The organism is uncultured Pseudokineococcus sp., assembly GCF_947495735.1.
Taxonomy (GTDB): Bacteria; Actinomycetota; Actinomycetes; order Actinomycetales; family Quadrisphaeraceae; genus Pseudokineococcus.
Window position 1 is genome coordinate 121,528 of sequence record NZ_CANMAA010000003.1, and the last position, 25,886, is coordinate 147,413.

General features: G+C 76.8%; 22 protein-coding genes, 2 tRNA genes and 1 other RNA gene. 12 read left to right on the forward strand and 13 right to left on the reverse strand.

What is annotated here, in order from left to right:
• Positions 1 to 57 precede the first annotated feature (57 nt).
• The 5 genes from Q0848_RS05850 to Q0848_RS05870 all read right to left on the reverse strand — a co-directional run bounded on the left by Q0848_RS05850 (position 58) and on the right by Q0848_RS05870 (position 4,982).
• Positions 58 to 939, reverse strand: a complete 882-nt coding sequence (locus tag Q0848_RS05850; protein WP_299035986.1) for a hypothetical protein — start codon at positions 937 to 939, stop codon at positions 58 to 60.
• An 87-nt stretch (positions 940 to 1,026) separates the two neighbouring features.
• Complete coding sequence (locus tag Q0848_RS05855; protein WP_299035988.1) at positions 1,027 to 1,530, reverse strand: RidA family protein; 504 nt, start codon at positions 1,528 to 1,530, stop codon at positions 1,027 to 1,029.
• A gap of 5 nt (positions 1,531 to 1,535) precedes the next feature.
• Positions 1,536 to 1,691 carry a hypothetical protein gene (locus Q0848_RS05860; RefSeq protein ID WP_171203742.1) on the reverse strand — a complete coding sequence of 52 codons (156 nt, stop codon included), beginning with the start codon at positions 1,689 to 1,691 and terminating at the stop codon, positions 1,536 to 1,538.
• Positions 1,692 to 1,797: 106 nt separating this feature from the next.
• A complete protein-coding gene (locus tag Q0848_RS05865) occupies positions 1,798 to 2,658 on the reverse strand; it encodes an Fpg/Nei family DNA glycosylase (RefSeq protein ID WP_299035989.1) in 861 nt (286 codons plus the stop codon).
• A gap of 494 nt (positions 2,659 to 3,152) precedes the next feature.
• Complete coding sequence (locus Q0848_RS05870; RefSeq protein ID WP_299035991.1) at positions 3,153 to 4,982, reverse strand: bifunctional UDP-sugar hydrolase/5'-nucleotidase; 1,830 nt, start codon at positions 4,980 to 4,982, stop codon at positions 3,153 to 3,155.
• A gap of 240 nt (positions 4,983 to 5,222) precedes the next feature.
• Between Q0848_RS05870 and Q0848_RS05875 the strand changes: the two genes are divergently transcribed.
• Positions 5,223 to 6,299, forward strand: a complete 1,077-nt coding sequence (locus tag Q0848_RS05875; protein ID WP_299035992.1) for an ArsA-related P-loop ATPase — start codon at positions 5,223 to 5,225, stop codon at positions 6,297 to 6,299.
• Positions 6,296 to 7,531, forward strand: coding sequence for an ArsA-related P-loop ATPase (locus tag Q0848_RS05880; protein ID WP_299035994.1), 1,236 nt, complete (start codon positions 6,296 to 6,298; stop codon positions 7,529 to 7,531). The genes Q0848_RS05875 and Q0848_RS05880 overlap by 4 nt, the downstream gene beginning before the upstream one ends.
• 12 nt (positions 7,532 to 7,543) lie before the next feature.
• Here Q0848_RS05880 and Q0848_RS05885 read toward each other — a convergent pair whose 3' ends face one another.
• Positions 7,544 to 7,876 carry a WhiB family transcriptional regulator gene (locus tag Q0848_RS05885; RefSeq protein WP_366146454.1) on the reverse strand — a complete coding sequence of 111 codons (333 nt, stop codon included), beginning with the start codon at positions 7,874 to 7,876 and terminating at the stop codon, positions 7,544 to 7,546.
• Between the two features lie 373 nt (positions 7,877 to 8,249).
• Here Q0848_RS05885 and Q0848_RS05890 point away from each other — a divergent pair, with 373 nt between their 5' ends.
• Positions 8,250 to 10,580, forward strand: coding sequence for a transglycosylase domain-containing protein (locus Q0848_RS05890; protein ID WP_299035998.1), 2,331 nt, complete (start codon positions 8,250 to 8,252; stop codon positions 10,578 to 10,580).
• A 90-nt stretch (positions 10,581 to 10,670) separates the two neighbouring features.
• Here the strand turns inward: Q0848_RS05890 and Q0848_RS05895 are convergent, their stop codons facing one another.
• The gene (locus tag Q0848_RS05895; protein ID WP_299036000.1) at positions 10,671 to 11,177 is read right to left on the reverse strand and encodes a GatB/YqeY domain-containing protein; all 507 of its coding nucleotides are present in this window, start codon (positions 11,175 to 11,177) and stop codon (positions 10,671 to 10,673) included.
• A gap of 26 nt (positions 11,178 to 11,203) precedes the next feature.
• On the opposite strand from Q0848_RS05895, the gene Q0848_RS05900 reads away from it, so the two are divergent.
• The 3 genes from Q0848_RS05900 (at position 11,204) to Q0848_RS05910 (ending at position 13,573) form a co-directional block, all read left to right on the forward strand.
• Complete coding sequence (locus Q0848_RS05900; RefSeq protein WP_299036003.1) at positions 11,204 to 12,163, forward strand: metallophosphoesterase; 960 nt, start codon at positions 11,204 to 11,206, stop codon at positions 12,161 to 12,163.
• Positions 12,164 to 12,291: 128 nt separating this feature from the next.
• A tRNA-Pro gene (locus Q0848_RS05905) sits at positions 12,292 to 12,365 on the forward strand.
• Between the two features lie 179 nt (positions 12,366 to 12,544).
• Complete coding sequence (locus tag Q0848_RS05910; protein WP_299036006.1) at positions 12,545 to 13,573, forward strand: PHB depolymerase family esterase; 1,029 nt, start codon at positions 12,545 to 12,547, stop codon at positions 13,571 to 13,573.
• A 73-nt stretch (positions 13,574 to 13,646) separates the two neighbouring features.
• Here Q0848_RS05910 and Q0848_RS05915 read toward each other — a convergent pair whose 3' ends face one another.
• Positions 13,647 to 14,768 carry an aspartate-semialdehyde dehydrogenase gene (locus tag Q0848_RS05915; RefSeq protein WP_299036008.1) on the reverse strand — a complete coding sequence of 374 codons (1,122 nt, stop codon included), beginning with the start codon at positions 14,766 to 14,768 and terminating at the stop codon, positions 13,647 to 13,649.
• A complete protein-coding gene (locus tag Q0848_RS05920; RefSeq protein WP_299036010.1) occupies positions 14,765 to 16,030 on the reverse strand; it encodes an aspartate kinase in 1,266 nt (421 codons plus the stop codon). The genes Q0848_RS05915 and Q0848_RS05920 overlap by 4 nt, the downstream gene beginning before the upstream one ends.
• Before the next feature lie 127 nt (positions 16,031 to 16,157).
• Here Q0848_RS05920 and Q0848_RS05925 point away from each other — a divergent pair, with 127 nt between their 5' ends.
• On the forward strand, positions 16,158 to 18,275 hold the full coding sequence (locus Q0848_RS05925; protein ID WP_299036012.1) for a methyl-accepting chemotaxis protein: 2,118 nt from the start codon (positions 16,158 to 16,160) through the stop codon (positions 18,273 to 18,275).
• Between the two features lie 105 nt (positions 18,276 to 18,380).
• Here the strand turns inward: Q0848_RS05925 and recR are convergent, their stop codons facing one another.
• The 3 genes from recR to ffs form a co-directional block, all read right to left on the reverse strand.
• Entirely contained in the window at positions 18,381 to 18,980 is a 600-nt protein-coding gene (gene recR, locus Q0848_RS05930) for a recombination mediator RecR (RefSeq protein ID WP_299036014.1), read from the reverse strand.
• Positions 18,981 to 19,050: 70 nt separating this feature from the next.
• Positions 19,051 to 22,308, reverse strand: a complete 3,258-nt coding sequence (locus tag Q0848_RS05935; protein WP_299036016.1) for a DNA polymerase III subunit gamma and tau — start codon at positions 22,306 to 22,308, stop codon at positions 19,051 to 19,053.
• Between the two features lie 97 nt (positions 22,309 to 22,405).
• Positions 22,406 to 22,502: signal recognition particle sRNA small type (gene ffs / locus Q0848_RS05940), an RNA gene on the reverse strand.
• A gap of 141 nt (positions 22,503 to 22,643) precedes the next feature.
• On the opposite strand from ffs, the gene Q0848_RS05945 reads away from it, so the two are divergent.
• Positions 22,644 to 22,726: transfer RNA gene (locus Q0848_RS05945), tRNA-Ser, on the forward strand.
• Positions 22,727 to 22,874: 148 nt separating this feature from the next.
• Positions 22,875 to 23,090, forward strand: a complete 216-nt coding sequence (locus Q0848_RS05950) for a hypothetical protein (RefSeq protein ID WP_299036018.1) — start codon at positions 22,875 to 22,877, stop codon at positions 23,088 to 23,090.
• Positions 23,091 to 23,121: 31 nt separating this feature from the next.
• Here Q0848_RS05950 and Q0848_RS05955 read toward each other — a convergent pair whose 3' ends face one another.
• Entirely contained in the window at positions 23,122 to 24,132 is a 1,011-nt protein-coding gene (locus Q0848_RS05955; protein ID WP_299036020.1) for a 1-aminocyclopropane-1-carboxylate deaminase, read from the reverse strand.
• 271 nt (positions 24,133 to 24,403) lie between these two features.
• Between Q0848_RS05955 and Q0848_RS05960 the strand changes: the two genes are divergently transcribed.
• The 3 genes from Q0848_RS05960 to Q0848_RS05970 are packed head-to-tail and all read left to right on the forward strand — an operon-like array spanning position 24,404 to position 25,837.
• Positions 24,404 to 24,703: a type II toxin-antitoxin system VapB family antitoxin gene (locus Q0848_RS05960; RefSeq protein ID WP_299036022.1), complete on the forward strand. Its 300-nt coding sequence runs from the start codon at positions 24,404 to 24,406 to the stop codon at positions 24,701 to 24,703.
• Position 24,704: 1 nt separating this feature from the next.
• The gene (locus tag Q0848_RS05965; protein WP_299036024.1) at positions 24,705 to 25,358 is read left to right on the forward strand and encodes a LytR C-terminal domain-containing protein; all 654 of its coding nucleotides are present in this window, start codon (positions 24,705 to 24,707) and stop codon (positions 25,356 to 25,358) included.
• An 8-nt stretch (positions 25,359 to 25,366) separates the two neighbouring features.
• Positions 25,367 to 25,837, forward strand: a complete 471-nt coding sequence (locus Q0848_RS05970) for a hypothetical protein (protein ID WP_299036026.1) — start codon at positions 25,367 to 25,369, stop codon at positions 25,835 to 25,837.
• Positions 25,838 to 25,886: the final 49 nt, after the last annotated feature.

A 25,886-nucleotide genomic window follows, 5' to 3' on the forward strand; every position in this document is an offset into this window, starting at 1 on the left:
GACCTCCGCGCCAGGCGTCCTGGCGCGGAGCCTCCCGCGGGCCGGCCGCGCCCGGGCTCACACGAGGCCGACCGGGTCGGGGTGCTCGGGCAGCTCGGCCAGCAGGTGCAGGTCGTCGGGGGCGCCCGCGACGCGCGGCAGCACCTCGTCGAGGGACCGTCGCGTGCCGAGCAGGGAGGCGACGTCCGGGGCGGCGCTGAGCTCCTCGAGCGCGACCCGCGTCGGCGGCAGCAGCCGCACGCGCCCCTCGGCCTCGGCGTCGAGCACGGCCGAGGGCCGCCACCACGCCCCCTCCACGGCCTCCTGCTCGTGCCCGGGCGGGCCGACGTGCCGAGCCCGCGCACCGGCGGGCACCGCCGCGACGAAGAACCACGTGTCGTAGCGCCGCTCGGCGGGCTCGGGCGTCGTCCACCGGGCCCACGGGCGCAGCAGGTCGCTGCGCAGCGCCAGGCCGCGCCCGCGCAGCAGGTCCGAGAGCGCGAGCTCGCGGCGGGCGAGCGCCGCGCGCTCGGCGTCCTCGTCGGCCTCCGAGACGGGCAGGACCGTGGCGCCCGGGTCCGGAGCCTCGTCGTCGACCTCGGCGAGCAGGACGCCGCACTCCTCGTAGGTCTCCCGCACGGCGGCGCACACCAGGGACGCGGCGTCCTCGTCGGGGAGGCCGAGGCGGCGGCCCCAGCCCTCGACGGTCGCGCCGCGCCACGGCACGTCCGGGTCGGCGTCCCGCTCGTCGAGGCCGCCGCCGGGGAAGGCGGTGGCTCCAGGGGCGGCGGGCAGGCCGTCCGCGCGCCGCAGCAGCCAGACCTCGACGCCCGTGCCGGCCAGCGCCGTCTCGCGCACGAGCATCACGGTGGCCGCCGTGACCGGCTCGGCCGGCGGTTGGACGACGCCCCGCTCGACGGCGGCGCGCAGGTCGGTGGGCAGGGGGAAGCGTCGGAGCACGAGACGGACCTCTCGGGTCTGGATCTCTCGGGGCGGGGCCCCGAGCGCGGACCGGGGCGGGGCACCGGCGGGCGGCGCCCCGCGGGGTCAGCGGGTCGGGCGGGTGACGAGCGCCTGGAGCTCGACCTCGACGGGCGCGTCCAGCGGCAGGACGGCGACGCCCACCGCGCTGCGGGCGTGCGTGCCGGCGGCGCCGAGCACCTCCCCCAGCAGGGTGCTCGCCCCGTTGACGACCGCGGGCTGGCCCGTGAAGGCCGGGTCGCTGGCCACGAAGCCGACGACCTTGACGACGCGCACGTCGTCCAGCGTCTCGCCGTCGGCCAGCTGCGAGGCGACGGCGGCCAGCGCGTTGAGCGCGCAGAGGCGGGCCAGGTCAGCGGCCTCTCCGGGCGGGACGAGCGACGGGCCGCTCTCGTCGGCGGCCCCCTCGCCGACCTTGCCCGTCGTCACGAGCGAGCCGCCGCGGATCGGCAGCTGCCCCGACGTCCAGATGACGTCGCCGGCGCGCACGGCCGGCTGGTAGGCCGCCAGCGGCGGGACGACGTCGGGCAGCTCGAGGCCGAGCTCGGCGAGGCGCTCCAGCGCACCCACGCGGCTCAGCCCTTGGGGCGCTTGAGGTAGGCGACGAGCCCGTTGCCGTCGGGGCCGGGGACGACCTGCACGAGCTCCCAGCCGTCCTCGCCGAAGTTGTCGAGGATCTGCTTCGTCGCGTGGATGATGAGCGGCGCCGTCATGTACTCCCACTGCTGCATGGCCGCGACCCTAGCCGCGCCCGCCGACAGCCGCCGGGCCGCGCGCCCGGTCGCCCGGCCGGGCGCCGCTCCCGACGGCGGCCTCGACCGGTCCTCGGCAGGGTCCTCAGCCGGTCCCCGGCTCGGCGCGCACGGGCGGCTCCGGCTGGCAGCGCGGGCACCACCACGTGCGGCGCTGCTCCGGGTCCCCGGCCACCTCGGCGCGCACCCGCACCGTCGTCCCGCACCGCAGGCACGGCCTGCCGGCCCTGCCGACGACCCAGTGGGAGCGCCCGCGCCGGGTGTCCCCCGTCGTCACCTGGTAGGCGCCCGGTGCCGTGACCGAGTGCCGCAGCATCCGGGCGACCAGGGCCACGAGCGGCGGCAGGTCCACGTCGCCGACCGGCGTCCACGGGTCCAGCCCGCGCAGGAAGCACGTCTCGTCGGCCCACATGTTGCCGACGCCCGCGAGGTTCCGCTGGTCCAGCAGCGCCGCCTTGATCCCGCGCTCCGGCCGGGACGCCAGACGGCGCACGGCTTCCCGAGCCCCGCCGTCCGCCCAGCCCGGGCCCAGCAGGTCCGGGCCCAGGTGCCCGACGACGTCGTCCTCGTCAGCCGTGGGCACCAGCTCGACGACGGGCATCGACAGCGCGACGGCCGTGGGCCCGGGCGCGCCGTCCGCCAGCCCCGGCCCGCCGGTCGTCGCCAGCAGCACGCGCACGTCCGGCTCCACCCGTCGCGGGAGCACCTTCCCCGGCGCGAGCACCGTCCAGGACCCGTCCATCCTCAGGTGGGTGTGGAGCGTCAGCCCGCCGGACAAGCGCGTCAGCAGGTGCTTGCCCCGCGACGCCGTCCCGAGCACCGCCCGACCCGACAGGTCCGCGGTCGCGTGCTGGGGCACCCGCAGGTCGCTGCGCCGCACGGTCGTCCCGGCCAGCCTCGCGTCGAGCGTCCGCGCGACCAGGTAGACGCTGTCCCCCTCCGGCACCTGGCGATCGTCGCCGCTGCGCCCGGGTCCGGCATCCCGTCGTGCGCTGCGCCGGTCAGCGTGCGGGTGCGGGTGCCGCGGTGTCGGGTGCCCCCGGGGGGGGCAGGTGCGGGGTGGAGCCGGGCACGCTCCCGCACTGGCTCGGCGTGCCGTGGCCACCTCGTCCGCGGGTCGGGGCGCCGGTCTGACGTGCCCTCCGCGTCCCCGTCCCCACCCCCTCGTCGGGCGCTCACCCGGGCGACGGCTCACCGCCACCCGGCGCCCGGCAGCCCCGACGGATCGCACGACGTCGAGGGCCGCACCACGGAGACGACCTGAGGCCGGTGCCCGAGGGGACCGAGGAGGCTCACGAGCGGACGGGGGACGGTCGCGCGCAGAGCACGTCAGGCCGGCGCCCCGACCCCCCGCCACGCCCGACCCCGGAGCGCCGAGCCGGGGCCGGGGCGCGGGCGTCCCCCGACCGCGCCCCGGCCACCAGCACCAGCGACACCAGGTCAGCCGAGCAGCGGCACGCCCCCCGCCACGAGGCGCCAGTCGACCTGCGCGAAGTCGGCCGGGTCGATGGACCCGGTCTGCTGCGCGCGGTCGATGAGGAGCTGGCGGATGTCCTGCTGGCGGTCGTAGACGAGCGGGGCCTCGGCGACGTGCGGGAAGCCGCCGCCGCCGGAGCGGCGGTAGTTGTTCACGGCGAGCACGACCTCGTCGTCCGCGCCGAGCTCCTCGCCGTCGACGAGCAGCGGGCCGACGCGGGAGCCGGCCGGCCGCGCGAGGTCGATCTCGTAGCTGACGCCGGCCAGCTGGTCGAGGTTGTAGTCCGGCGTGGTCCCCGCGGACAGGGACGTCGGGTCGGCCGGGTCGGCGGGCGGCACCGAGGCGTAGTACTTCGCCGAGTACTCGAGGTAGTCGTGCAGCTGCGCACCCGTCATCCGCACGGCCTGCAGCGTGTTGTCGTAGATGTAGAGGCCCGCGACGTCGCGGATCGTCACCTCGCCGGCGGGGAAGACGGCGTCCGCGCGGAACGGCGCGGCCACGGAGACGACCGGCAGGTCGGCGTCGGGCGTGCCCTGCAGGCCGCGGGCGACGACGTCGCGCTGGACGTCGTGGACGAAGTCCATGATCGCGGTGTCCTGCCAGCGGGCGTCCCGGGCGCTCAGCTCGGTGGCGGACGTCGCGACCACCGTGTCGACGTAGTCGAGGGTGCGCTGGTGCCACGGCTGCATGAGCGCCGTGAAGGCCGGGTCCTCGGGGAAGTCGCCGGCGCGCAGCTCCTCGACCTCGGCGCCGGTGACGCGGTACTCCCCGCGCACGCGCTGCAGGTGCAGGTCGGCGGCCGTGACCGAGGCGCCGTAGCGGTAGGGCTGGGTCACCAGCACCTGCTTGCCCGGCGTCGCCTGCGACTCCACCCACGCCTCGGGCAGGTCGCGGTGGCTGTGGCCCGCGACGACGACGTCGACGCCGGGCACCTGCGCGGCGATGGCGTCGCTGACGTTCTCCGGCGGCAGGGAGGCGTCGTAGGAGGACGGGCCCGAGCGGCCCGAGTGCGAGAGCACGACGACGACGTCGGCGCCCGCCGCGCGGACCTCGGGCACGGCGCGCTGCGCCGCCTCCACCATGTCGCCGAAGGCGAGGCGGCCCTCGACGTTCTGGCGGTCCCAGACCTGCGAGCCCGGGGTCGTGAGGCCGACGATCCCCACGCGCACCGGGGCGCCGCCGCCGGTCGGTCGCACGCGCTCGATCGTCCAGGGGGCCAGGGCGGGCTCGCCCGTCGCGACGTCGGTCACGTTGGCGCCCAGCAGGGTCGCGTCGAGGTCGTCCTCGTAGGCGCGCAGCAGGTCCAGGCCGTAGTTGAACTCGTGGTTGCCGACCACCTGGGCGTCGTAGCCGATGGCGTCCAGCGCCGTCGCCATCGGGTGCTCCTCGCCGGTCTCGGTCACCGGGCCGGACGTCGCGGACCCGCGGGCGGCGACGTAGGTCAGCGGCGTCCCCTGGATCGCGTCGCCGTTGTCCACGACCACGACCGAGCGCTCGCCGCGGTCCTCGCGCACCGCCTCGACCGCCGAGGCCACGTGCGAGAGCCCCTGCTCGGAGCCCGCCGCGTACGGCTGGGAGCGGAAGTAGTCCCAGTCCAGGACGTTGCCGTGCAGGTCCGTCGTCGAGACGAGGGTGAAGGTCGCGCTGCGCGCGGCGCGGGCGCTGTCGACGTCGGCCGCGGCGACGGGCGCCGTCGCCGCGACGAGCACGCCCGCGGCCAGGGCGGCCACCGCCCCCGCCGCCCGGGTGCGCGCGCCGCTCCTGCCGCCTGCTGACTCACCGTTCGTGCCCACGGGTCCTCCTCGAGATCGCCTCCCCGAGGCGGTCGGCCCGGGGTCCGCCACCGCGCCGCGCGGTGGCGCGGCGTCCGGGCGGCGGCACCGTAGCCCCTTCGCCGGGTCTGCCCGGTGCGCGAGAGGTGTCCGAGAAGCGACGACCGGGCGTCCGGCGTCCCACCCCCGGTCCGGAGCCGATGCTCGCGCGCGCCCGCCTGCGCCCTGCGCCCCGGCGCACCCGTGCGTAGGTTGACCGCCATGCCGCCCGCGCCCGCTGCTGCAGTGCCCGGGGGCGACCAGCGCACCGCCGACGAGCGAGCCGGCGAGGACGGCCTGCTCTTCCCCGCCACCCGGCTCCACGTGGTGACCGGCAAGGGCGGCACGGGCAAGACGACGACGGCCGCGGCCCTGGCCGTCGCCCTCTCCCGCGGCGGTCGGCGGGTCCTGCTGTGCGAGGTGGAGGACCGCCAGGGCATCGCCCGACTCTTCGGGATCCCGCCGCTGCCCTACGAGGAGCGCACCATCGCCGCGACGGCGGGCGGCGGCGAGGTGCTGGCGCTCGCCGTCGAGCCGCGGGCCGCGCTGCTGGAGTACCTGACGCTCTTCTACAAGCTCGGCCGGGCCGGGCGCGCGCTCGACAAGGTCGGCGCCATCGACTTCGCGACGACGGTCGCGCCCGGCGTCCGCGACGTGCTGCTGACGGGCAAGGTCTACGAGGCCGTGCGCCGCCGGCGCCCCGGCCGGGGCGCCGAGCGCCCGCCCGCCTACGACGCCGTCGTGCTCGACGCCCCGCCCACCGGGCGCATCGGACGGTTCCTCAACGTCAACTCCGAGGTCTCCGGCATCGCCCGGGTGGGCCCGGTGGCCTCGCAGGCCGAGTCGGTGATGCGGGTGCTCCGCTCGGCCGAGACCCGCGTCCACCTGGTCACGCTGCTCGAGGAGATGCCCGTGCAGGAGACGCTCGACGCCGTGGCTGAGCTGGAGGCCGTGGGCCTGCCCGTCGGCGCCGTCGTGGTGGACCAGATCCGGGGCGACACGCTGCCCGTCCAGCTCCTCGACGACGCGCTGTCGGGGAGGGTGCCGGCCTCGGCCGTGCGCGAGGGCCTCGTCGAGGCGCGCGTGGTGCGCCCCGACGCGTCCGGCGCCTCCGTCGTCGAGGGCCTCCTGGCCGAGGCCGGCGAGCACGACGAGCGGCTGGCGCTCCAGGAGCGGGAGCACGAGACCCTGGCCGCGACGGGTCGGCCCCTCGTGGAGCTGCCCCTGCTGCCCGGCGGCGTCGACCACCGCGGCCTCGAGGTCCTCGCCGACCGGCTCACCGCCCAGGGCCTCGCGTGAGCGCCGGCGGCGACCGGGCGCCGGACGACGCGGAGCCCCTGCCCGTCGACGCCCTGCTCGACGACCGGCAGACCTCGATCCTGGTCTGCTGCGGCAGCGGCGGCGTCGGCAAGACGACGACCGCCGCGGCGCTCGCCGTCCGCGCCGCCGAGCGCGGGCGCCGCGTCGTGGTCCTGACGATCGACCCCGCGCGCCGCCTGGCGCAGTCGCTGGGGCTCGCCGAGCTGGACAACACCCCGCGCCGCGTGGAGGGCGTCGGGGCCGAGGCCGGCGGCAGCCTCGACGCGATGATGCTCGACATGAAGCGGACCTTCGACGACGTCGTCGAGGCCCACGCGAGCCCGGAGCGGGCGCGCGCCATCTTCGAGAACCCGTTCTACGAGGTCATGTCGTCCTCCTTCTCGGGGACGAGCGAGTACATGGCGATGGAGAAGCTCGGCCAGCTGCGGGCCCGGGCCAGCGCGCCCGGCGGGGACGGCAGCGAGCCGTGGGACCTCGTCGTCGTCGACACGCCCCCGAGCCGCTCGGCGCTGGACTTCCTCGACGCCCCGCGCCGCCTGTCCTCGTTCCTCGACGGCCGCCTCATCCGCGTGCTGCTCGCGCCGGCCCGGGCGGGAGGGCGGGCGTACGCCAGGGTTGTCTCGGGTGCCGTCAGCTCGGTCACCGGCGCCATGGCGCGCATCCTCGGCGCGCAGTTCCTCGACGACCTGCAGGCCTTCGTCGCCGGGCTCGACGCGGTCTTCGGCGGCTTCCGCGAGCGGGCCGAGACGACGTACGCGATGCTCTCGGGCCCCGGCACGGCCTTCCTCGTCGTCGCCACGCCGGACGAGGACGCCCTGCGGGAGGCGGCCTACTTCGTGCAGCGCCTGTCCGCGGAGCGGATGCCGCTCGCCGGGCTGGTGCTCAACCGCGTGCAGACGACCTCGCTGCCGCGCCTGTCCGCCGAGCGGTCCTGGGCCGCCGTCGTGCACCTCGAGGACCGGGCCGAGGACGACGAGGAGGACGGCACGGCGCCGGAGGCGCTGGCCCGGGGCGAGCACGCGCTCACCGCGGGCCTGCTGCGCCTGCACGCGGCGCGGATGCTCCGGCTGGAGCGCGAGCAGGAGCTCGCGGCGCGCTTCTCCCGCGACCACCCCGAGGTGCCGGTGGTGCAGGTCCCCGCCCGCCCGCGCGACGTGCACGACCTGGCGGGCCTGCGAGCGGTCGGCGAGGACCTCGGCCGCGCGCGCTGACCCGGCGGCGCCTCAGGCGCTGAGGCGCCCGGCCGGTCGAGCGGTGGAGACCCGAGGGGGCGAGACGCGGGGGCCGGGCACGTCGGCGCCGGCGAGGTGCTCGTCGCGGGCGGCGAGCAGCAGCTGCGTCCACGAGCGCACCTCGGGGCGCCGGCGCAGCAGGGCGCGGCGCTCGCGCTCGGTCATCCCGCCCCAGACGCCGAACTCGGTGCGGCTGTCGAGAGCGTCCGACAGGCACTCCGTGCGCACCGGGCAGGTGCGGCAGACCTGCTTGGCCACGTTCTGCTCGGCGCCCCGCACGAACAGGGCGTCGGGGTCACCGCCCCGGCAGGAGCCGTCGTCCATCCAGCTGCGGTCCACGGCGGGCCCCGCCGTCTCGCTGCAGATCTGCCCACTCGTCAAGGCGGTCATCGCCGTGCCTTCCCCGTCGTCGTGCTGTGGTGGTGCTCTCGAGCCGCCCGCTGCCGGACGGCTCCCCCGTACCGCGACGCTAGGGCGCGCCCCGGCGGCCGGGACAGGGCGCGGGAGGACCACTCGCGGATGAGATCTGCGCCTCGGGAGGGGTAGTCCTCCGTAGTCAGGACGGACTAGTCCCCAGGCGCGGGAAGGCCGATCCGCTCGGACGCGGCGCGCCCGCCCGGGTGGTGGTGCGAGGGCGCCCCCCACCCGGACGGCGGGTCCTCCGGGCCCCGCGGAGCCGGCACGTACCCTCGGTGGTATGGCAGGACACCCGAGCAGTCCGCCCGGGGGCGACGCGCCCCGGGAGACCCCTGACGCGCGCGCCTCGACCGCCCGCGAGGCCGGCCACCGGCCCACCGGCTCGGTGGGCTCGGTCGGCACCGGTCTGGCGACCCTCGTCGGCGGCGGGGTCGTCGCCGGCCTGCTCGTGGCGGGGCTGGCCGTCCCCGTCGTCGCCACGGCCGGCGCCGGCGCCGACGCCGCCGTGGAGACGTTCGAGGACCTGCCCACCCAGCTCGACCCGTCGGCGCTCCCGGTGCGCTCGGTCATCCGCTTCGCGGACGGCACGCCGATGACCGGCTTCTACTCCGAGAACCGCGTGCTCGTCCCCCTGGACGGCATCGCGCCCGTGATGCGCGACGCCGTCGTCGCCATCGAGGACTCCCGCTTCTACGAGCACGGCGGGGCCGACGCCCAGGGCATCGCGCGCGCCTTCGTGAACAACGTCGCCGGCGGCGACACGCAGGGGGCCTCGACGCTGACGCAGCAGTGGATCAAGAACGTGCTGCTGCAGCAGGCCCGCGAGGCGGGTGACGAGGAGGCCGTCACGGCGCTCACGACCCCGAACGAGGCCCGCAAGGTCCGCGAGATCCGCCTGGCGATCGCCGCCGAGGAGGAGTACACGAAGGACCAGGTGCTCGAGAACTACCTCAACATCGCGCTCTTCGGCGCCAACACCTACGGCGTCCAGGCCGCCTCGGAGTACTACTTCAGCAAGCCGGCCGCCGACCTCGAGCTCGCCGACGCCGCCCTGCTCGCCGGGATGATCCAGAACCCGTCGTACTTCGAGCCGACCACCAACCCGCAGGAGGCCGAGGAGCGCCGGGACGTCGTCCTGGCGCGCATGCTGCAGCTCGGCAAGATCGACCAGGCGCAGCACGACGCCGCCGCCGCCGTCCCCATCGCGGAGCAGCTGCGCATCAACCCGCCGGACAACGGCTGCGCCCCCGCGGGCGCCTCGGCGTACTTCTGCGACTACGCCGTCCAGACGATCCTGGCCGACCCCGCGTTCGGCGAGGACCGGGACGAGCGCGTCCGCGCCCTCTACCGGGGCGGCATCGACGTGACGACGACGCTGGAGGAGTCCCGTCAGGCCGCGGCCTGGGAGAGCGTCCAGGACACCGTGCCCGTCGACGACCCCTCGAAGGTCGGCGCGACGATCGTCTCCGTCGTGCCGGGCGACGGGCGGGTGGTGGCGATGGCGCAGAACCGCCGCTACGCGACCGCGCCGACCGACGAGCGCGGCTACACGAACCTCAACTACAACGTCGACGAGGCGCTGGGCGGCGGCCGCGGCTTCCAGCCGGGCTCGAACTGGAAGCCGTTCACCCTGGCGACGTGGCTCCAGGACGGCCGGACGCTGCGCGAGAGCGTCCGCTCCGCCTCCCGCGAGGCCGACTACAACACCACCCAGTTCACCTCCTGCGAGAACCTCGTCCCCGAGCCCTTCCCGATCCGCAATAGCGCGCCCACGGGCCGCAGCAGCATGAGCGTGCTCCAGGCCACCTACGACTCCGTGAACACGGCCTACATGGAGATGGGCAAGCGGCTCGACCTGTGCGACATCCGGGAGACCGCGCGCGGCATGGGTGCGCACCCGGCCTCGCCCACGTCGGTGCCGGAGTGGCAGGAGGGCGGCCTCGGCGCCTCGCCGGCCAACATCCTCGGCTCCGACCCCGTCGCCCCGCTGACCATGGCTGCGGCCTTCGCGACCTTCGCCAGCGGCGGCACGTACTGCCCGCCCCGCCCGCTCGAGAGCGTGGTCGACCGGGACGGGCAGCCGATCCAGCCCACGGTCGAGCCCTGCACGCAGCCGCTCGGCAACGACGACTACTCCAGCGAGGAGATCGCCAACACGGTCACCTACGCGCTGGAGAACGTCTTCACGCAGGGCACGGCCGAGCGCGTCGGCGGCATCGGCCGACCGGCCGCCGGCAAGACGGGGACGACGAACAACACGGTGCAGACCTGGTTCTCCGGCTACACCCCCCAGCTCGCGACCACGGCATGGGTGGGGCAGCCCGACGACCCGAACATCTCGCTGAGCCGTGAGCGGATCGACGGCGTCCGCCGCACCGTGTACGGCTCCACCTACGCCGCCCCCATGTGGAAGGACTACATGCAGGAGGCCATGGAGGGCCTGCCCGAGGAGGACTTCGGCTCACCGGACTGGAGCCTCGTTGGGTCGTGGCCGAGCAGCTCCTCCGACGACGACGACGCGAGCAGCTCCTCCTCCGGCTCGAGCAGCAGCTCCGGCAGCAGCTCGTCGGGCTCGAGCAGCTCCTCCGACGACGACGACGACGACGACTGACCGAGGTCGTCGCCGACGCGCCGAGGGCGCCCCACCGCACGCGGTGGGGCGCCCTCGGCGCGTCAGGACGGGTCCGCGCCCGTCCCGGGGTCAGCCCGCCCGGAGCTGCCGCCGCACCTCGGCGGCCACCCGGCCGCCCTCGGCGAGCTGGCCGACCCGGGGCCGCACGGCGCCCATCACCGAGCCCATGGCGCTCGGGCCGGTGCGCCCCGCGGCGGCGGCCGACGCGACCTCCTCGGCGACGAGCGCCTCGAGGGCCGCGTCGTCGAGCTGGGCCGGCAGGTAGGCGCCGATGACGGCCTCCTCGGCGGCCTCGCGCTCGGCGCGCTCGGCGCGGCCCGCCTCGGCGAAGGCCGCGGAGGACTCCCGGCGCTTCTTGGCCTCGGACCGCAGGACCGCCAGCACCTCCTCGTCGGAGAGCTCGCGGGCGCTGGTGCCGGCCACCTCGGCCGTGCGGACGGCGGTGAGGAGCGAGCGCAGCGTGGTGGTGCGCAGCTCGTCGCGCGCGCGCATGGAGGTCGTGAGGTCGGTCCGGATCCTCGCCGCGAGGCCGGCCGGGACGTCGTCGGGGCTCGTGCCCTCGCTGGGTTCGCTCATGACCGTGATCCCAGCACACTGACCCGGTGACGTCCTCCCCGCTGCGCACCGCCGCCCTGACCACCGCCGCCCTCGCCGGGGCGGGAGCCGCCGCCCTCGCCTGGGGCGCCGGCTACGAGGTCCGCGCGCCCCGCCTGCGCCGGGTCGAGGTGCCCGTCCTGCCGCCCGGTGCGGCGCCCCTGCGCGTCCTGCACCTGTCGGACCTGCACCTGACCCCCGAGCAGCGCGTGGTGCCGCGCTGGGTGGAGGGCCTGGCCGACCTCGAGCCCGACCTCGTCGTCGACACCGGTGACAACCTCTCCAGCCCGCACGCCGTGCCCTCGGTGCTCCGGGCCCTGGACCGCCTGCTCGACCGGCCGGGCGTCTTCGTCCTCGGGAGCAACGACCGCTACGAGCCGAAGAGGGTCAACCCGCTCGGCTACCTCGGGGGCCCGTCGAGCGTCGAGCCGGAGCGCGAGCCGCTGCCCACCGCCGACCTGGTGGACGGCTTCGTCCGGCGCGGGTGGGTGGACCTGGACAACGCGCGCACGACGCTCGCGCTGGGCGGCCTGCAGGTCGAGCTCGTCGGCGTCGACGACGCGCACATCGGCCTGGACCGCTACGACGAGGTACGGCGACCGGCCGACCCGACCGCCGACCTCTCCCTGGGCGTGCTGCACGCGCCCTACCGCCGCGTCCTGGACCCCATGGCCCGCGACGGCCTGGACCTGCTGCTGGCGGGCCACACCCACGGCGGGCAGCTCTGCGTCCCCTTCGTCGGCGCGCTCGTCACCAACTGCGACGTGCCGCGCTCGTGCGCCAGCGGCCTGCACCGCTGGCGCGCCGGCGAGGGACCGGTCCCGGCGCCGTCGCAGGGGGCCCCCGGCGCGACGGACGAGACGTGGCTGCACGTCTCCGCGGGCCTGGGGACGTCGCGGTACGCGCGGGTGCGCTTCGCGTGCCCCCCCGAGGCGACGCTGCTGCGCCTCGTCGCCCGCCCCGCCTGACGGGCTCGGACGAGCCGCCGCGCGCGCTGGCGGACGGGGTCCGGACGGACCTCGTGGCGGGTGTGCGGGCGACCCCCCGACCTCGGCTACGCTGTCTACCGGTCCGGCAGGCACGCCCGGCGGACCATCGGGGTGTGGCGCAGCTTGGTAGCGCGCTTCGTTCGGGACGAAGAGGTCGCAGGTTCAAATCCTGTCACCCCGACACGGCTCGAGGCCCGTGGTCAGCACCCGCTGGCCACGGGCCTTCGTCGTTCCCGGGTCCACGAGCCCGGCAGCAGCGGCCCATCCCCCGGGCCCGGACGGCGCCTGCCCTCCCTTGCCCCGGTGCGCCTCCGCGGTCACACTCCGATCCCCGCCTCGGCCGGTCGAAGGAGACCCCCCATGCGCACGCCCCCGCTCTCGGCTGCCGTGCTCGCCGCAGCTGTCGCCGCCTCCGCCCTCGCGGGCACCGTCCCCGCGGCCGCCGCCGACGCCGGCGGCGCGGCGTCGGCGTGCGTCCGCCCGAGCACGAGCGGCACCACGACGCTCGACGTCGCCTTCGAGGGCGAGACCTACCCGGTGCCCGTGCACGTGCCCGCGGACCTGCGCCCCGGGCCCGTCCCGCTCGTCCTGGACCTGCACGGCAGCAGCGCCAACGGCGTCATCCAGATGCAGGTGAGCGGGCTGTCCGAGGTCGCCGACGACGAGGGCTTCGTCGTCGCGGCGCCGAGCGGCGACATCCCGCTGGCGCCGTCCTCGCCCCCGCACCCGGCCGGCAGCTGGGCGTGGAACGTGCCGGGCGTGCCGACGACCGCCGGGCAGCTGCCGCCCCCGACGGCGCGCGACGACGTCGCCTTCCTCGCCCGGGTCGTCGACGTCGTCTCCGAGCGGCTCTGCACCGACGACCGCCGGACCTACGCCACCGGCCACTCGGGCGGCGGCCGGATGACCTCGACCCTCGGCTGCCGCCTCTCCGACCGCATCGCGGCGATCGCCCCCAACGCCGGCCTGCGCGCCGGGCGGCCCGACCCCGACGACGTCACCGTCCCCGAGGCGGGGGACTGCCGGCCCGAGCGGGCCGTCCCCGTCGTCACGTTCCACGGCCAGCAGGACGTCGTGAACCCCTACCAGGGCAACGGCGACCTGCGCTGGGGGTACACCGCTCCCCTCGCCGTCGCGACGTGGGCCGAGCTGGACGAGTGCCGGCGCGGACCCCGCACGACGGCCGTGAGCGAGCACGTGACGCTGACGAGGTACGTCGGCTGCCGCCAGGGCGCGGCGGTGCACTTCTACGACGTCGCCGACGGCGGCCACACCTGGCCCGGCTCCGACGGCCCGCCGCACGGCCCCGGCCTCGTGACCCGGGAGATCGACGCGTCGCGGATCATCTGGGACTTCTTCGAGGGCTACCGCCTCCGCGGCCGCCTCTGAGCCCGGACGCCAGGAGGCCGGCACCCCCGAGGGGGTGCCGGCCTCCTGGTGCGAGCGGGCTCGGGCGTGCCCGTCAGGCCGCCGTCAGCTCGGCCGCGACCAGCTCGGCGATCTGCGCCGTGTTGAGGGCCGCGCCCTTGCGCAGGTTGTCCCCGCACACGAACAGCTCGACGGTGTTCGGGAAGTCCAGCGCCTGCCGCAGCCGGCCAACGAAGGTGGGGTCGGCGCCCACGACGTCGGCCGGCGTCGGGAAGTCGCCGTTCTCGGGGTCGTCCACGACGACGACGCTGGGGGCCTCGACGAGGGCCTGCCGGGCCTGCTCGACGGTCAGCGACCGCTGGAACGTGGCGTGCACGGACAGCGAGTGCGTCGTCACGACCGGCACCCGGACGCACGTCGCGGAGACCTTGAGGGAGGGGATGCCGAGGATCTTGCGCGACTCGTTGCGGACCTTCAGCTCCTCGCTGGACCAGCCGCCGTCCTTGAGGGAGCCGGCCCACGGCACCACGTTGAGGGCGAGGGGGGCCGGGAACGGCGAGGGCGCCGAGCCGAGCTTGTCCTCCAGGGCGCCGCGGACGTCGCCCGAGCGCTGGCCGAGGGTGCGGTCGCCGCCGACGACGGCGAGCTCGTCGTACAGGCGGTCCACGCCGGGCTGCCCCGCGCCGGAGGCGGCCTGGTAGGAGGAGACGACCAGCTCGGTGAGGCCCCAGCCGTGGTGGAGGGCGCCGAGGGCGTCCATCATCGTCAGCGTCGTGCAGTTGGGGTTGCTGATGATGCCCCGCGGGCGGTTGCGCACCTGGGCGGGGTTCACCTCCGGGACGACCAGGGGGACGTCGGGGTCCATGCGGAAGGCGCCGGAGTTGTCGACGACGACAGCCCCCCGCTCGACGGCGACGGGCGCCCACTGCGCCGAGACCTCGTCGGGGACGTCGAACATCGCGACGTCGACGCCGTCGAAGACCTCGGCGGTCAGCTCCTGCACCACGACGTCCTCGCCGCGCACCCGGAGGACCGCGCCGGCCGAGCGCGCCGAGGCGACGAGGCGGATCTCGCCCCACACGTCCTGGCGCTGGGACAGGATCCCGAGCATCACGGTGCCCACGGCGCCGGTGGCGCCCACGACCGCGAGGGTCGGGCGGCCCTGCCGGGCGCTGTCGTCGGTGCTGCGCCCCGTGCTGCCGGACTGGGTGCTCATCGGCCGGTCCCTCCGTAGACGACGGCCTCGCCGTCGCTGCTGTCCAGGTCGAAGGCCGTGTGCAGCGCGCGCACGGCCGTGTCGAGGTCGTCGGCGCGCGTCACGACCGAGATGCGGATCTCCGAGGTGGAGATCATCTCCATGTTGATGCCCGCGCTGCTCAGCGCGCGGAAGAACTGGGCGGAGACGCCCGGGTGGCTGCGCATGCCGGCGCCCACGAGCGAGAGCTTGCCGATCTGGTCGTCGTACTGCAGCGACCCGAAGCCGACGTCGCCCTGGATGGCGGTCAGGCGCTGCACGGCCCGGGCGCCGTCGTCCATCGGCAGGGTGAAGGAGACGTCCGTTCGCCCCGTCGTCGCGGCGACGTTCTGCACGATCATGTCGATGTTGACGCCCTCCGCCGCGACGGCCTCGAAGATCTCGGCGGCCTTGCCCGGGCTGTCGGGCACCCCGACCACCGTGATCTTGGCCTCGCTGCGGTCGTGCGCGACGCCCGAGATGATCGCCTGCTCCACGGGGAGGTCCTCCATCGATCCGGTGACGGTGGTGCCGGTCCTGTTCGAGAAGCTCGAGCGCACGTGGATGGGCACGCCGGAGCGGCGGCCGTACTCCACGCAGCGGAGCATGAGCACCTTCGCGCCGCACGCGGCGAGCTCGAGCATCTCCTCGTACGTGACGGTGTCGAGCTTGCGGGCGCTCGGGACGATGCGCGGGTCGGCGGTGAAGACGCCGTCCACGTCGGTGTAGATCTCGCAGACGTCGGCGTCGAGCGCCGCGGCCAGCGCGACGGCGGTCGTGTCCGAGCCGCCCCGCCCCAGCGTGGTGATGTCCTTGGTGCCCTGGCTGACGCCCTGGAAGCCGGCGACGATGGCGACGTGCCCGTCGTCGAGGGCGTCGCGGATGCGTCCCGGCGTGACGTCGATGATGCGCGCGCGGCCGTGGACGGAGTCCGTGATGACGCCGGCCTGGCTGCCGGTGAACGAGCGCGCCTCGAGGCCCAGGTTGGCGATGGCCATGGCGAGCAGCGCCATGGAGATCCGCTCGCCCGACGTGAGCAGCATGTCCAGCTCGCGCGCCGGCGGCAGCGGCGAGACCTGGCGGGCCAGGTCGAGCAGCTCGTCGGTCGAGTCCCCCATCGCGGACACGACGACGCACACGTCGTCCCCGCGCCGGCGGGTCTCGGCGATGCGGCGCGCCACCCGCTTGACGCCCTCGGCGTCCGCGACGGAGCTGCCGCCGTACTTCTGCACCACGAGCGCCACGGGCGGGGAGTCTAGGGGCCCGCCCGCGCCGGCCCTCGCCACGTCCAGCCCCCGGGCGCCGGGGCCGTCCGAGTCCGAGGCGCCCCGCACCCTCAAGCGCCGGACCTCCCCGGCCGAGGAGGAGCGCATGACTCCCCTGCGCGCCCGCTCCGGCGGCATCCGCGCCCGGGTGACCCTGCTGCTCGTCAGCGGTGTCGCCCTGGCCTCCCTGCTCGTCGGCGGCATCGGCGCCCTGGCGGCCGAGAGCACCGGTGACGCCGTCAGCGAGGAGGTCACCGAGCTCACCGGCCAGCAGCTCGACCGCGTGACGGACGGCGTCTACGACGTCGTCTCCACGCAGGGCGAGTCCGTCTTCCAGAAGGTCTCGAGCGACCTCGAGGTGGCCCGCGACGTCCTGGAGCGGGCCGGCGGCCTGCGGACGGGCAGCGCGACCACCACGTGGCAGGCCGTCGACCAGGTGACCAAGGAGGCGCGGGCGGTCGAGCTCCCGGCCGTGCTCGCGGGGAGCACGCCCCTCGGGCAGAACACCGACCCCGACGCGCCCACCCCGGTGGTCGACGAGGTGCAGCGCCTCGTCGGCGGGACGGCGACGCTCTTCCAGCGGATGCCCGACGGCAGCATGCTGCGCGTCGCGACGAACGTGCAGACGACCGAGGGCCTGCGGGCGATCGGCACCTACATCCCCGCCGTCGCGGCCGACGGCACGCCGAACGCGGTGATCGCCGCCGTCGAGTCGGGCGAGACCTACCGGGGCGCGGCGTTCGTCGTCAGCGCCTACTACGCCACCGCCTACGAGCCGGTGCTGGACGCCGACGGCGACCTCCTCGGCATGCTCTACGTGGGCGTGCAGCAGGAGAGCGTCCCGGCCCTGCGGGAGTCGCTGCTCGGCACGACCCCCGGGGAGAACGGCTTCGTCGAGGTCCTCGGAGGCACCGGCGACAAGGCGGGCACCCTGCTGGTCACGGACCGCGAGGGCGTCGCGGACGCCTCCGAGGTCCTCGACGCGGACGGGCGCCCCTACCTGCTCGACGCGCTCCCCCTCGCGACCGAGCTGGCCCCCGGCGAGACCACCACGACGACCTACGAGGACGCCGCGACCGGGACGCACACGGTGCGCCTGGCCTACTACGAGCCCTGGGACTGGGTCATCGCCGTCGACGCCCAGGACAGCGACTTCGCGAGCGCCGCCGAGGCCGTCGACGCGGGAACGCGGGACCTCGTCCTGACCCTGCTGCTCACCGCGCTCGTCGTGGTCCTGGTGGCCGGCGTCGTCGCCGCCGTCGTCGGGGCCCGCATGACGCGACCGCTGGAGCACCTGCGCCGCAGCATGGACGAGCTGTCGCGGGGCGTCGGCGACCTCTCCACCCGCCTCGACGAGAGCGCCCCCGGCGAGGCCGGCGCACTGGCCCGCGCCTTCAACGCCTTCGCGTCCAAGGTCGCCACCACCGTCGACGGCGTGGTCCGCGTCTCCGGCCGCCTGCACGGCACGTCCCAGCACGTCGCCGAGATCGCCGACGAGCTCGGGGCCGCGGCGAACGCCTCCTCGGCCCAGGCGGGCAGCGCCGGCACGTCGGCGGGCACCATCAGCGCGGACGTGACGGAGCTCGCGGCCGGCGGCCGGGAGATGTCCCAGGCCATCGCCGAGATCTCCCGCAGCGCCGGGGAGGCCGCCGGGATGGCCGAGGGCGCCGTCCAGGCCCTGGACGAGGCGATGGCGCGGGCGGAGCAGCTGACGACCTCCAGCGCCCAGATCCAGGACATCGTCGCCGTCATCACCTCGATCGCCGAGCAGACGAAGCTGCTCGCGCTGAACGCCACCATCGAGGCGGCCCGGGCCGGCGAGGCGGGCAAGGGCTTCGCCGTCGTGGCCAGCGAGGTCAAGGACCTCGCGCGCGAGACGGCCGAGGCGACCGACGACATCGGGCGCCGGGTGGACGCGATCCGGCAGGACACCGGGGACGTGACGTCGGAGATGTCGCGGCTCGCCGAGGTCATCGCCGGCATCAGCCACCACCAGACCGGCATCGCGGGCGCCGTCGAGGAGCAGACGGCCACGACGGACGGCATGCAGCAGCGCATGGCCGGCACGGCCGTCGCCGCGGCCGACATCGCCGGCCGCCTCCAGGAGGTCTCCCGCACGGCAGCCACGACGGACGAGCGCGCCGCGCAGGCGCGCCGGACCGCCGCCGAGCTCGGGGCCCTCACCGACGAGCTGAGCGCCCTCGTCGGCAGCTTCTCGTCCTGACGGCCGGTCGGGCGCCCGCCCCGGTGGTGCGGGCGCCCGCCGTGCTCGCAGCGGCCGCCTCGGTGCTGCGGCCACCCCGGCGCCGGGGGGGTGGCCGGAGCTCGGTCAGACGTCGAGGAGGCGACGGCCCTCGAACGCCCGGCCGAGCGTGACCTCGTCGGCGTACTCGAGGTCGCCGCCGACCGGCAGGCCCGAGGCCAGCCGCGTGATGCGCAGGTCCATGGGCTTGCACAGGCGGGCGAGGTAGGTGGCCGTGGCCTCCCCCTCGAGGTTCGGGTCGGTCGCCAGGATCAGCTCGGTGACCACCCCGGAGGCGAGGCGCGTCATGAGCTCGCGCACCCGCAGGTCGTCGGGGCCGACGCCCTCGATGGGGCTGATGGCGCCGCCGAGCACGTGGTAGCGGCCGCGGAACTCTCGGGTGCGCTCGATGGCGACGACGTCCTTGGGCTCCTCGACGACGCACACGACCGTCGGGTCGCGGCGCTCGTCGAGGCAGATGCGGCACCGCTCGGCCTCGGCGATGTTCCCGCAGACCTCGCAGAAGCGGACGCGCCGCTTGACCTCGGTGAGGGCCGTCGCGAGCCGCTGCACGTCCTCCGAGTCCGAGGCGAGCAGGTGGAAGGCGATGCGCTGCGCGCTCTTGGGGCCGACGCCCGGCAGACGCCCGAGCTCCTCGACCAGGTCCTGCACCGCTCCCTCGTACACCCCGCGAGCCTACGCGCGCCCCGCAGCCGGCTCGGCCGGCCGGCCGCCGCCCCCGGCGACCGGCGCCACCTCAGCCGCCGGTCTCCTCGATGACGCGACCGCCGAGCAGCTGCTCCACCAGGCGCGCGCCCACGAGCCCGGCGTCCTCGGCGTCGGCGTCGTCGGGGCTGGGCACGTCCTCGGGGTCGGGCGCGTCGTCACCCGGTGACGGCGCTGCGGCGGGCGGCGCCGCGGCTCCGCCGGCCCGGGCGCGAGAGGCCGCGGCCGCGGCACGGGCCGCCGCCGCACCGGACAGCGCGGTGGCCGCCCCGGCGCGCGCCCCGGCGGGGTCCGCCGCGACGCCGGCGCCCGCCGTCGACGGGGCCGGCCCCCCACCGGCCGAGGCGGCGGACCTCGCCATCGCCGCAGCCGCCGCGCCCACCCCGGGACCGGCGCCCGGTCCCGCGGGACCCGCCCCTGGGGAGCTCGTGCCTGAGGCGCTCGTGCCTGAGGGGCTCGTGCCGGAGGCGCTCGTGCCGGAGGGGCTCGACGGCCGAGAGGACGTCCGGGCCCCCGCCCCGTCGTCGGGGCCGCTCCCGGCGGACGGACCGGCGGAGGACGGACCGGCGGAGGACGGACCGGCGGGAGACGGGCCGGCAGGGGCGCGACGCAGCGGCGCGTCGTCGCGCTCCGGCGGCGCGTCGTCGTCCGGCGGCTCCGCGGGGGGCAGGTCGTCCCAGTCCGCCGGGGGAGCAGGTGCGCTCGTGGACGCGCCCGGGTCCTCCCCGGGCCCGCCCGACCGCCGCGAGCGGGTGCCGGACGCCGCGCCGCGGCCGCCGGCGCGCGCCCGGGCCCCGGCGAGCGCCGACTGCGCCCCACCGGGCTCCGGCCGGCGGGCAGCAGGCGCCTCGCGCCCGGCCTGCCCGTCGCCGTCCTCGCGACGGTCGCCCCCGTCGGGCGCGCGACCACGGCCGGAGCGCCTCGCCTCCTCGGCAGCGTCGTCGCGCGGCGGCGCCGTCGCCTGCTCGGCGGGACCGGAGCCGACCGGGGACGCAGGCTCCGGGGACGCACGGACCGCGGACGCCGCGGCAGGGGCAGCACCAGCCTCGGGGTCCGCGGCCGCGCCACCGGCGTCCGTGGCACCGGCGTCCGGGGCGCCGGCGACGGACGCGTCCGCCTCGGGAGCGCTGACGGCCGAGCCACCACCAGCTGGGGCGCCGGCGTCCGGGGCCTCGACCCGCCGCCCGCCGCCCGGGGTCGCCGGCTCGGGCCAGTCCTCCTCCACCGGCGTCTCGGGCCGGGCCGGGGTCGCCGGCGGCTGCGGGCCCTGCCCGCTCCCCGCCCGCTCCGAGCCCCGGCCAGCCGGGTCAGCACCCCGGGGAGCGACCTGCTCGCCGCGAGCGGCGGGCCCCTGATCGGCCCGTCCTCGGCCTCGGGCACCACGGGGCTGCTCCTGCGGACCGGGCTCCTCGTCCTGGGCGCCCCCTCGCGGCGAGCGGGACCCGCGGGCGGACGAGGGCTCGCCGCCGCCCTGGGCCGGCCCGCCCTGAGCCGGCCCGCCCTGGGCCGGCCCGCCCTGGGCCGGCCCCCCGTGGCCGTCGACCACGGGCTCCACCGGCAGGTCCAGCCCGATCACGTCGACGAGCGCGCGCCGGACGACGTCCCCGTGCGGTCCGCGGCGGAACGTCTCCGCCAGGCCCGAGGACGAGAAGGCGAGGCGGACGGAGCCCCCCGTCACCTCGTGCACCCGGGCGTGCTGGCTGACGAGCGACCAGGTGGCCCGGCGGAGCACCGACACCCTCTCCAGCACGTCGACCCACATCCGCCGGACCGTGTCGACGTCGCCGCCGGACCCGCGCGCGGCCCCGGGACCCCCCGCGTCGCCGCCCTCCCCCGGGCGCGCGCCCCCGGAGGGACCAGCCGGCTGCGCAGGTGCGGGTGCCGCGGGTGCTGGCTGCGCCTCCTCCGGCGCCTGCCGTCCCTGCTCGCCCTCGCCGGCCTCCGGGCGCGGGACCACGGGCTGCGCCGGGGCCGGCGGGGCGTCGACCCGCTCCTCGGCGCGGGAGGGCGCCTCGGTCGCCCGCGCCGGGGCCTCCGGGGCCGAGGCGGCCTCCGGGGCGGGCCCGGACGCGGAGCGGACGCCGACCGGCCCGGTCGCGGGGACGCCGAGACGCCGCTCGAGGCGGTCCAGGCGCGCGCCGAGGCCCCCCTCGCCGGCGTCCGCGACCGGCAGGAGCAGCCGGGCGCACAGCAGCTCCAGGTGCAGCCGGGGCGACGTGGCCCCGACCATCTCCGTCAGCGCGGCGTTGGCGACGTCGGCGGCTCGGCTCAGCTCGGCGGCCCCCAGGGAGTCGGCCTGCCGCCGCATGCGGGCCAGCTGGTCGTCGGGCACGGCGCGCAGCACCGCGGCGGCCCCCTCCCCCACGGCGCGCACGACGACGAGGTCGCGCAGGCGCTCGAGCAGGTCCTCGACGAAGCGCCGCGGGTCGTGCCCCGACTCGATGACGCGGTCGACGACGCGGAACACGCTCCCGCCGTCACCCGCGGCGAGGGCGTCGACGACGTCGTCGAGCAGGCTGGCGTGGGTGTAGCCGAGCAGGGAGATGGCCCGCTCGTAGTCGACGCCCTCGGCGCCCGCGCCCGCCATGAGCTGGTCGAGCACGGACAGCGAGTCGCGCACCGACCCGGCCCCCGCCCGCACGACGAGCGGCAGCACGCCCTTGCCGACGGACACCCCCTCGGCCTCGCAGAGCTCCTCGAGGTAGCGCAGCAGGGCCTCGGGGGGCACGAGGTGGAAGGGGTAGTGGTGCGTGCGGGAGCGGATGGTGCCGAGCACCTTGTCCGGCTCCGTCGTGGCGAAGACGAACATCACGTGCTCGGGCGGCTCCTCGACGAGCTTGAGCAGCGCGTTGAAGCCCTGGGGGCTGACCATGTGCGCCTCGTCGACGACGAAGACCTTGTAGCGGTCGCGCGCGGGGGCGTAGGTGGCCCGCTCGCGCAGCTCGCGGGCGTCGTCGACGCCGCCGTGGCTCGCCGCGTCGATCTCGACGACGTCGAGGCTGCCGGGGCCGCCGCGGGCGAGCTCCACGCAGCTGGGGCAGACGCCGCAGGGGGTGTCGGTGGGCCCCTGCGCCGTCCCGTCCGGCCCGGCGCAGTTCAGGCAGCGGGCGAGGATGCGCGCCGAGGTGGTCTTGCCGCAGCCGCGGGGCCCGGAGAACAGGTAGGCGTGGTTGACGCGGCCCGTCCGCAGCGCCTGCATGAGCGGGGCCGTGACGTGCTCCTGGCCGATGACGTCGGCGAACGACTCCGGCCGGTAGCGGCGGTACAGCGCGAGCGTCGGTCCAGCCACGGCGACGACAGTAACGGCGCTCGCCGACACCCGGGGGCGGCGATCCGCACCCCCCGCGGGCGACCGCGGCAGACGGCTCCGGGCGCGCGGCCGGACGTGAGAGGACCCCCCGCGCACCCGCCAGAGCCCACCTGCCCTTGCTGCCTTCCGGCCCTGGGGGAGTTCAGCGGGGTGGCGCCACGCGAGGGGCCGCCGCCAACTGTAGGGGACGTCGCGCGCGGCCCGGAAGCCGTCCCGGGCGCGGGCCGCCCGGCGGACCCGCACGGCGGAACGCCACGGCGGCCCGGGGACGGGGGCGACGCGGGCACCCGCCCACCTCCGGTAGGCTCCTCCGCGGAGGATTCGCCTAGTGGCCTATGGCGCACGCTTGGAAAGCGTGTTGGGGAGACCCTCGGGGGTTCGAATCCCCCATCCTCCGCCTCGGTCGGCCCGCGGCACCGCGGACCGGCACCACGCAGGCCCCGTCCCCTCCGGGACGGGGCCTGCGTCGTCCTGCGGTGCTTCATTCGGGTGACCCGCCGGGGCGCGTGCAGCCCGTTGTCGGGCCCCCGTGGCACCGTCGTGCCATGGCCTCCTCCCGCGCCGCTCGCGCCACCCTGGAGCACTCCGCCTCCGCCGCCCTGGACGACATGGACTGCGCCGTGTGCGGCCGCTCCGTGCCCCACGAGCTCGTCGACTGCGTCGACGGCCACGAGCAGGACTGCCCCGACCGGGTGTGCACCGCCTGCGGCAGCATCCTCGTCGTGGGTCCCTCGCCGCTCGAGCTCCTGCGCTCCGCGTAGCCGGCCGGCCGGCCGCCAGGGGTCCTGCCTCTCAGGAGCGGAACAGCCCCGAGTAGGCGTTGAGCGCCGGCTGGCCGCCGAGGTGGGCGAACAGCACGTTCGAGTCGCGGGGGATGGTCCCGTCCTGCACCAGGTCGATCAGCCCGGCCATGGACTTGCCCTCGTAGACGGTGTCGAGGACGACGCCCTCGAGCCGACCCACCAGCCGGATGGCGTCCAGGGTGGAGTCCACCGGGACGCCGTACAGCTCCCCGGCCCAGCCCGCGAGGACCTCGATCTCGTCCTCGCGCAGGTCACGGCCGAGGCCGACCATGTCGGCGGTGCGGCGGGCGATGCGCGCCACCTGGTCGCGGGTCTCGGCGAGCTTCGCGGAGGCGTCGATGCCGAGGACGCGCCGGGGGCGCTCCTGCCCGGCGAACCCCGCGATCATCCCGGCCTGCGTGGAGCCCGTGACCGCGCACACGACGACCGTGTCGAAGAAGACGCTGAGCTCCCGCTCCTGCTGCTGCACCTCCTCGGCCCAGCGCGCGAACCCCAGCCCGCCGAGGGGGTGGTCCGACGCGCCCGCCGGGATGGCGTACGGCGTCCCGCCGGCCGCGCGCACGTCCTCGACCGCCTTCTCCCAGCTCGGCTTGAAGCCCACGCCGAAGCCGGCCGGGTCCAGGCGCACGTCGGCTCCCATGATCCGCGAGAGCAGGATGTTGCCGACCCGGTCGCTCATCGGGTCCGGCCAGTCGACCCAGTCCTCCTGCACGAGGACGGCCCGCAGGCCGAGGTGCGCGGCGACGGCCGCCACCTGGCGGGTGTGGTTGGACTGGTACCCGCCGATGGAGACGAGGGTGTCGGCGCCCTGCGCCAGGGCGTCCGGGACGAGGTACTCCAGCTTGCGCGTCTTGTTGCCGCCGTAGGCGAGGCCGCTGCTCACGTCCTCGCGCTTCGCCCAGACGCGGGCCCCGCCCAGGTGGGCGCTGAGCCGGTCCATCGGGTGCACGGGGCTGGGGCCGAAGGTGAGCGGGTGGCGCGGGAAGTCGCTGAGGGCCACGGTGGGTCCTTCCGCCGGGAGTGGTCTGCGGGCGCAGGCTCGTGCGGCCGCGGGGGCGGCGTCAAGAGCCCTGCGCCACCTCGGCCCGGCCCGTCCGCGGCCCGCCCCGTCCGTGCGGGCAGAGCCCCCCGCACCGCAGGAGCGGGCGGTCCGGTGGACCACGGCGGCGCAGCGGCCGACCCGTGGCCGGAGGAGCCCGCGCGGGCGTCGAGGACGCGCCGTCGCCCGGCGGACAGCGGGGACGCGGGGAGCCACGACCTAGAGTGGCCGGGTGATCTTCCGGGCCGTGGGCGACGGGCGCCCCTACCCCGAGCACGACCTGTCGACGACGCGGGCGTGGTCGGACGTCGCGCCCCGTCAGATCCGCCTGGAGGAGCTCGTGACCACGCGCCGCACCCTCGACCTCGAGGCGCTGCTCGCCGACGACTCGACCTTCTACGGGGACCTGTTCGCCCACGTGGTGCAGTGGCGGGGCGTCATGTACCTCGAGGACGGCCTGCACCGCGCCGTCCGCGCCGCGCTGCAGCAGCGGTCGACCCTGCACGCCCGCGTCCTCGTCCTGGAGGGCTGAGATGGCCGACGACCGACCGCAGGCGCCGCTGGGCGCTCCCGACCCCGACGAGGAGACCGAGGCGCTCCAGCGCGCCGAGCGTCGACGCCGGCGCACCCGAGCCCGCCAGAGCCTGGTCTTCGTCGCGATCTTCCTCGTCGTCCTCGGCATCGGCATCGGCGCGGCCGGGGTCAACCGCGGCTGGTGGGCGGGCCCCTTCGGGGCGGACGCGCCGGGCAGCGCCGAGCCGAGCGCCTCGTGCCCGACCGCGACGACCGTGCCGGTCGACGCGGCGGGCGTCGAGGTCTCCGTCCTCAACGCGACGACGCGCGCGGGCCTCGCCGGCGGGGTCGCCCAGGAGCTCACCGCCCGGGGCGTGGTCGTCGGCGCCGTCGCCAACGCGCCCGAGGGCACGCAGGTGCCCGGCGCCGCGCAGATCCTCCACGGCCCCGAGGGCGAGCGCGCCGCGCAGGGCCTGGCCAGCGTGGCCCCCGGCGCCGAGCTGGTCCGCGACGACCAGCGCGCCGGTCCCGCCGTCGACCTCGTCCTCGGCGAGGCCTGGACCCAGCTCGAGCCGGCGGACACCCCGCTGACCGCCTCGGTCGTCCCGGACCCGGCCTCGGTGCCCGCCGGGTGCCCGGCGGTGACGCCCGCCCCGACGACCCCGGCCCCCTGAGCCGGCTCGTGGACGGCCCGGCAGGACCGGACGGCCCCGCGCCGCCGCCGGACGGCCCCGCGCCGCCGCCGGACGGCCCCGCGCCGCCGCCGGACGGGGACGGCGCGCAGCCCGACCCGCCCGAGCCGGCGGACGCGGTGCCACCGGCCGGCGGTCGTGCCCGCGACCTCGTCCGCGGCCGCCGCCGCGCTCCGCGCACGCCCGACCCGGCGGGGCGGGCCCACCACATGGGCTCGGTGCCCGACCGGATGCCGGTCCTGCGTCCCGACGGCTCGCGCGGCACGACGCGGACGTCCGTCGTCCAGCTGACCGCCGCGACGCCGCACCGCCTCGAGCAGCTCGAGGTCGAGCTCGAGGCCGAGATGCGCGGCCTGGCCGCCGAGGGCCGCTACGAGGAGGCCGCCTGGGCCCGCGACGAGCTCGCCGCCACCCGTGGCGAGGTCGAGCGGCGTCGCGAGCGCGGGCGGTCCCGGGACTGATCTGGGCCCGGGACTGACCGCGGACCAGGGCTGACGTCGGGCCACGACC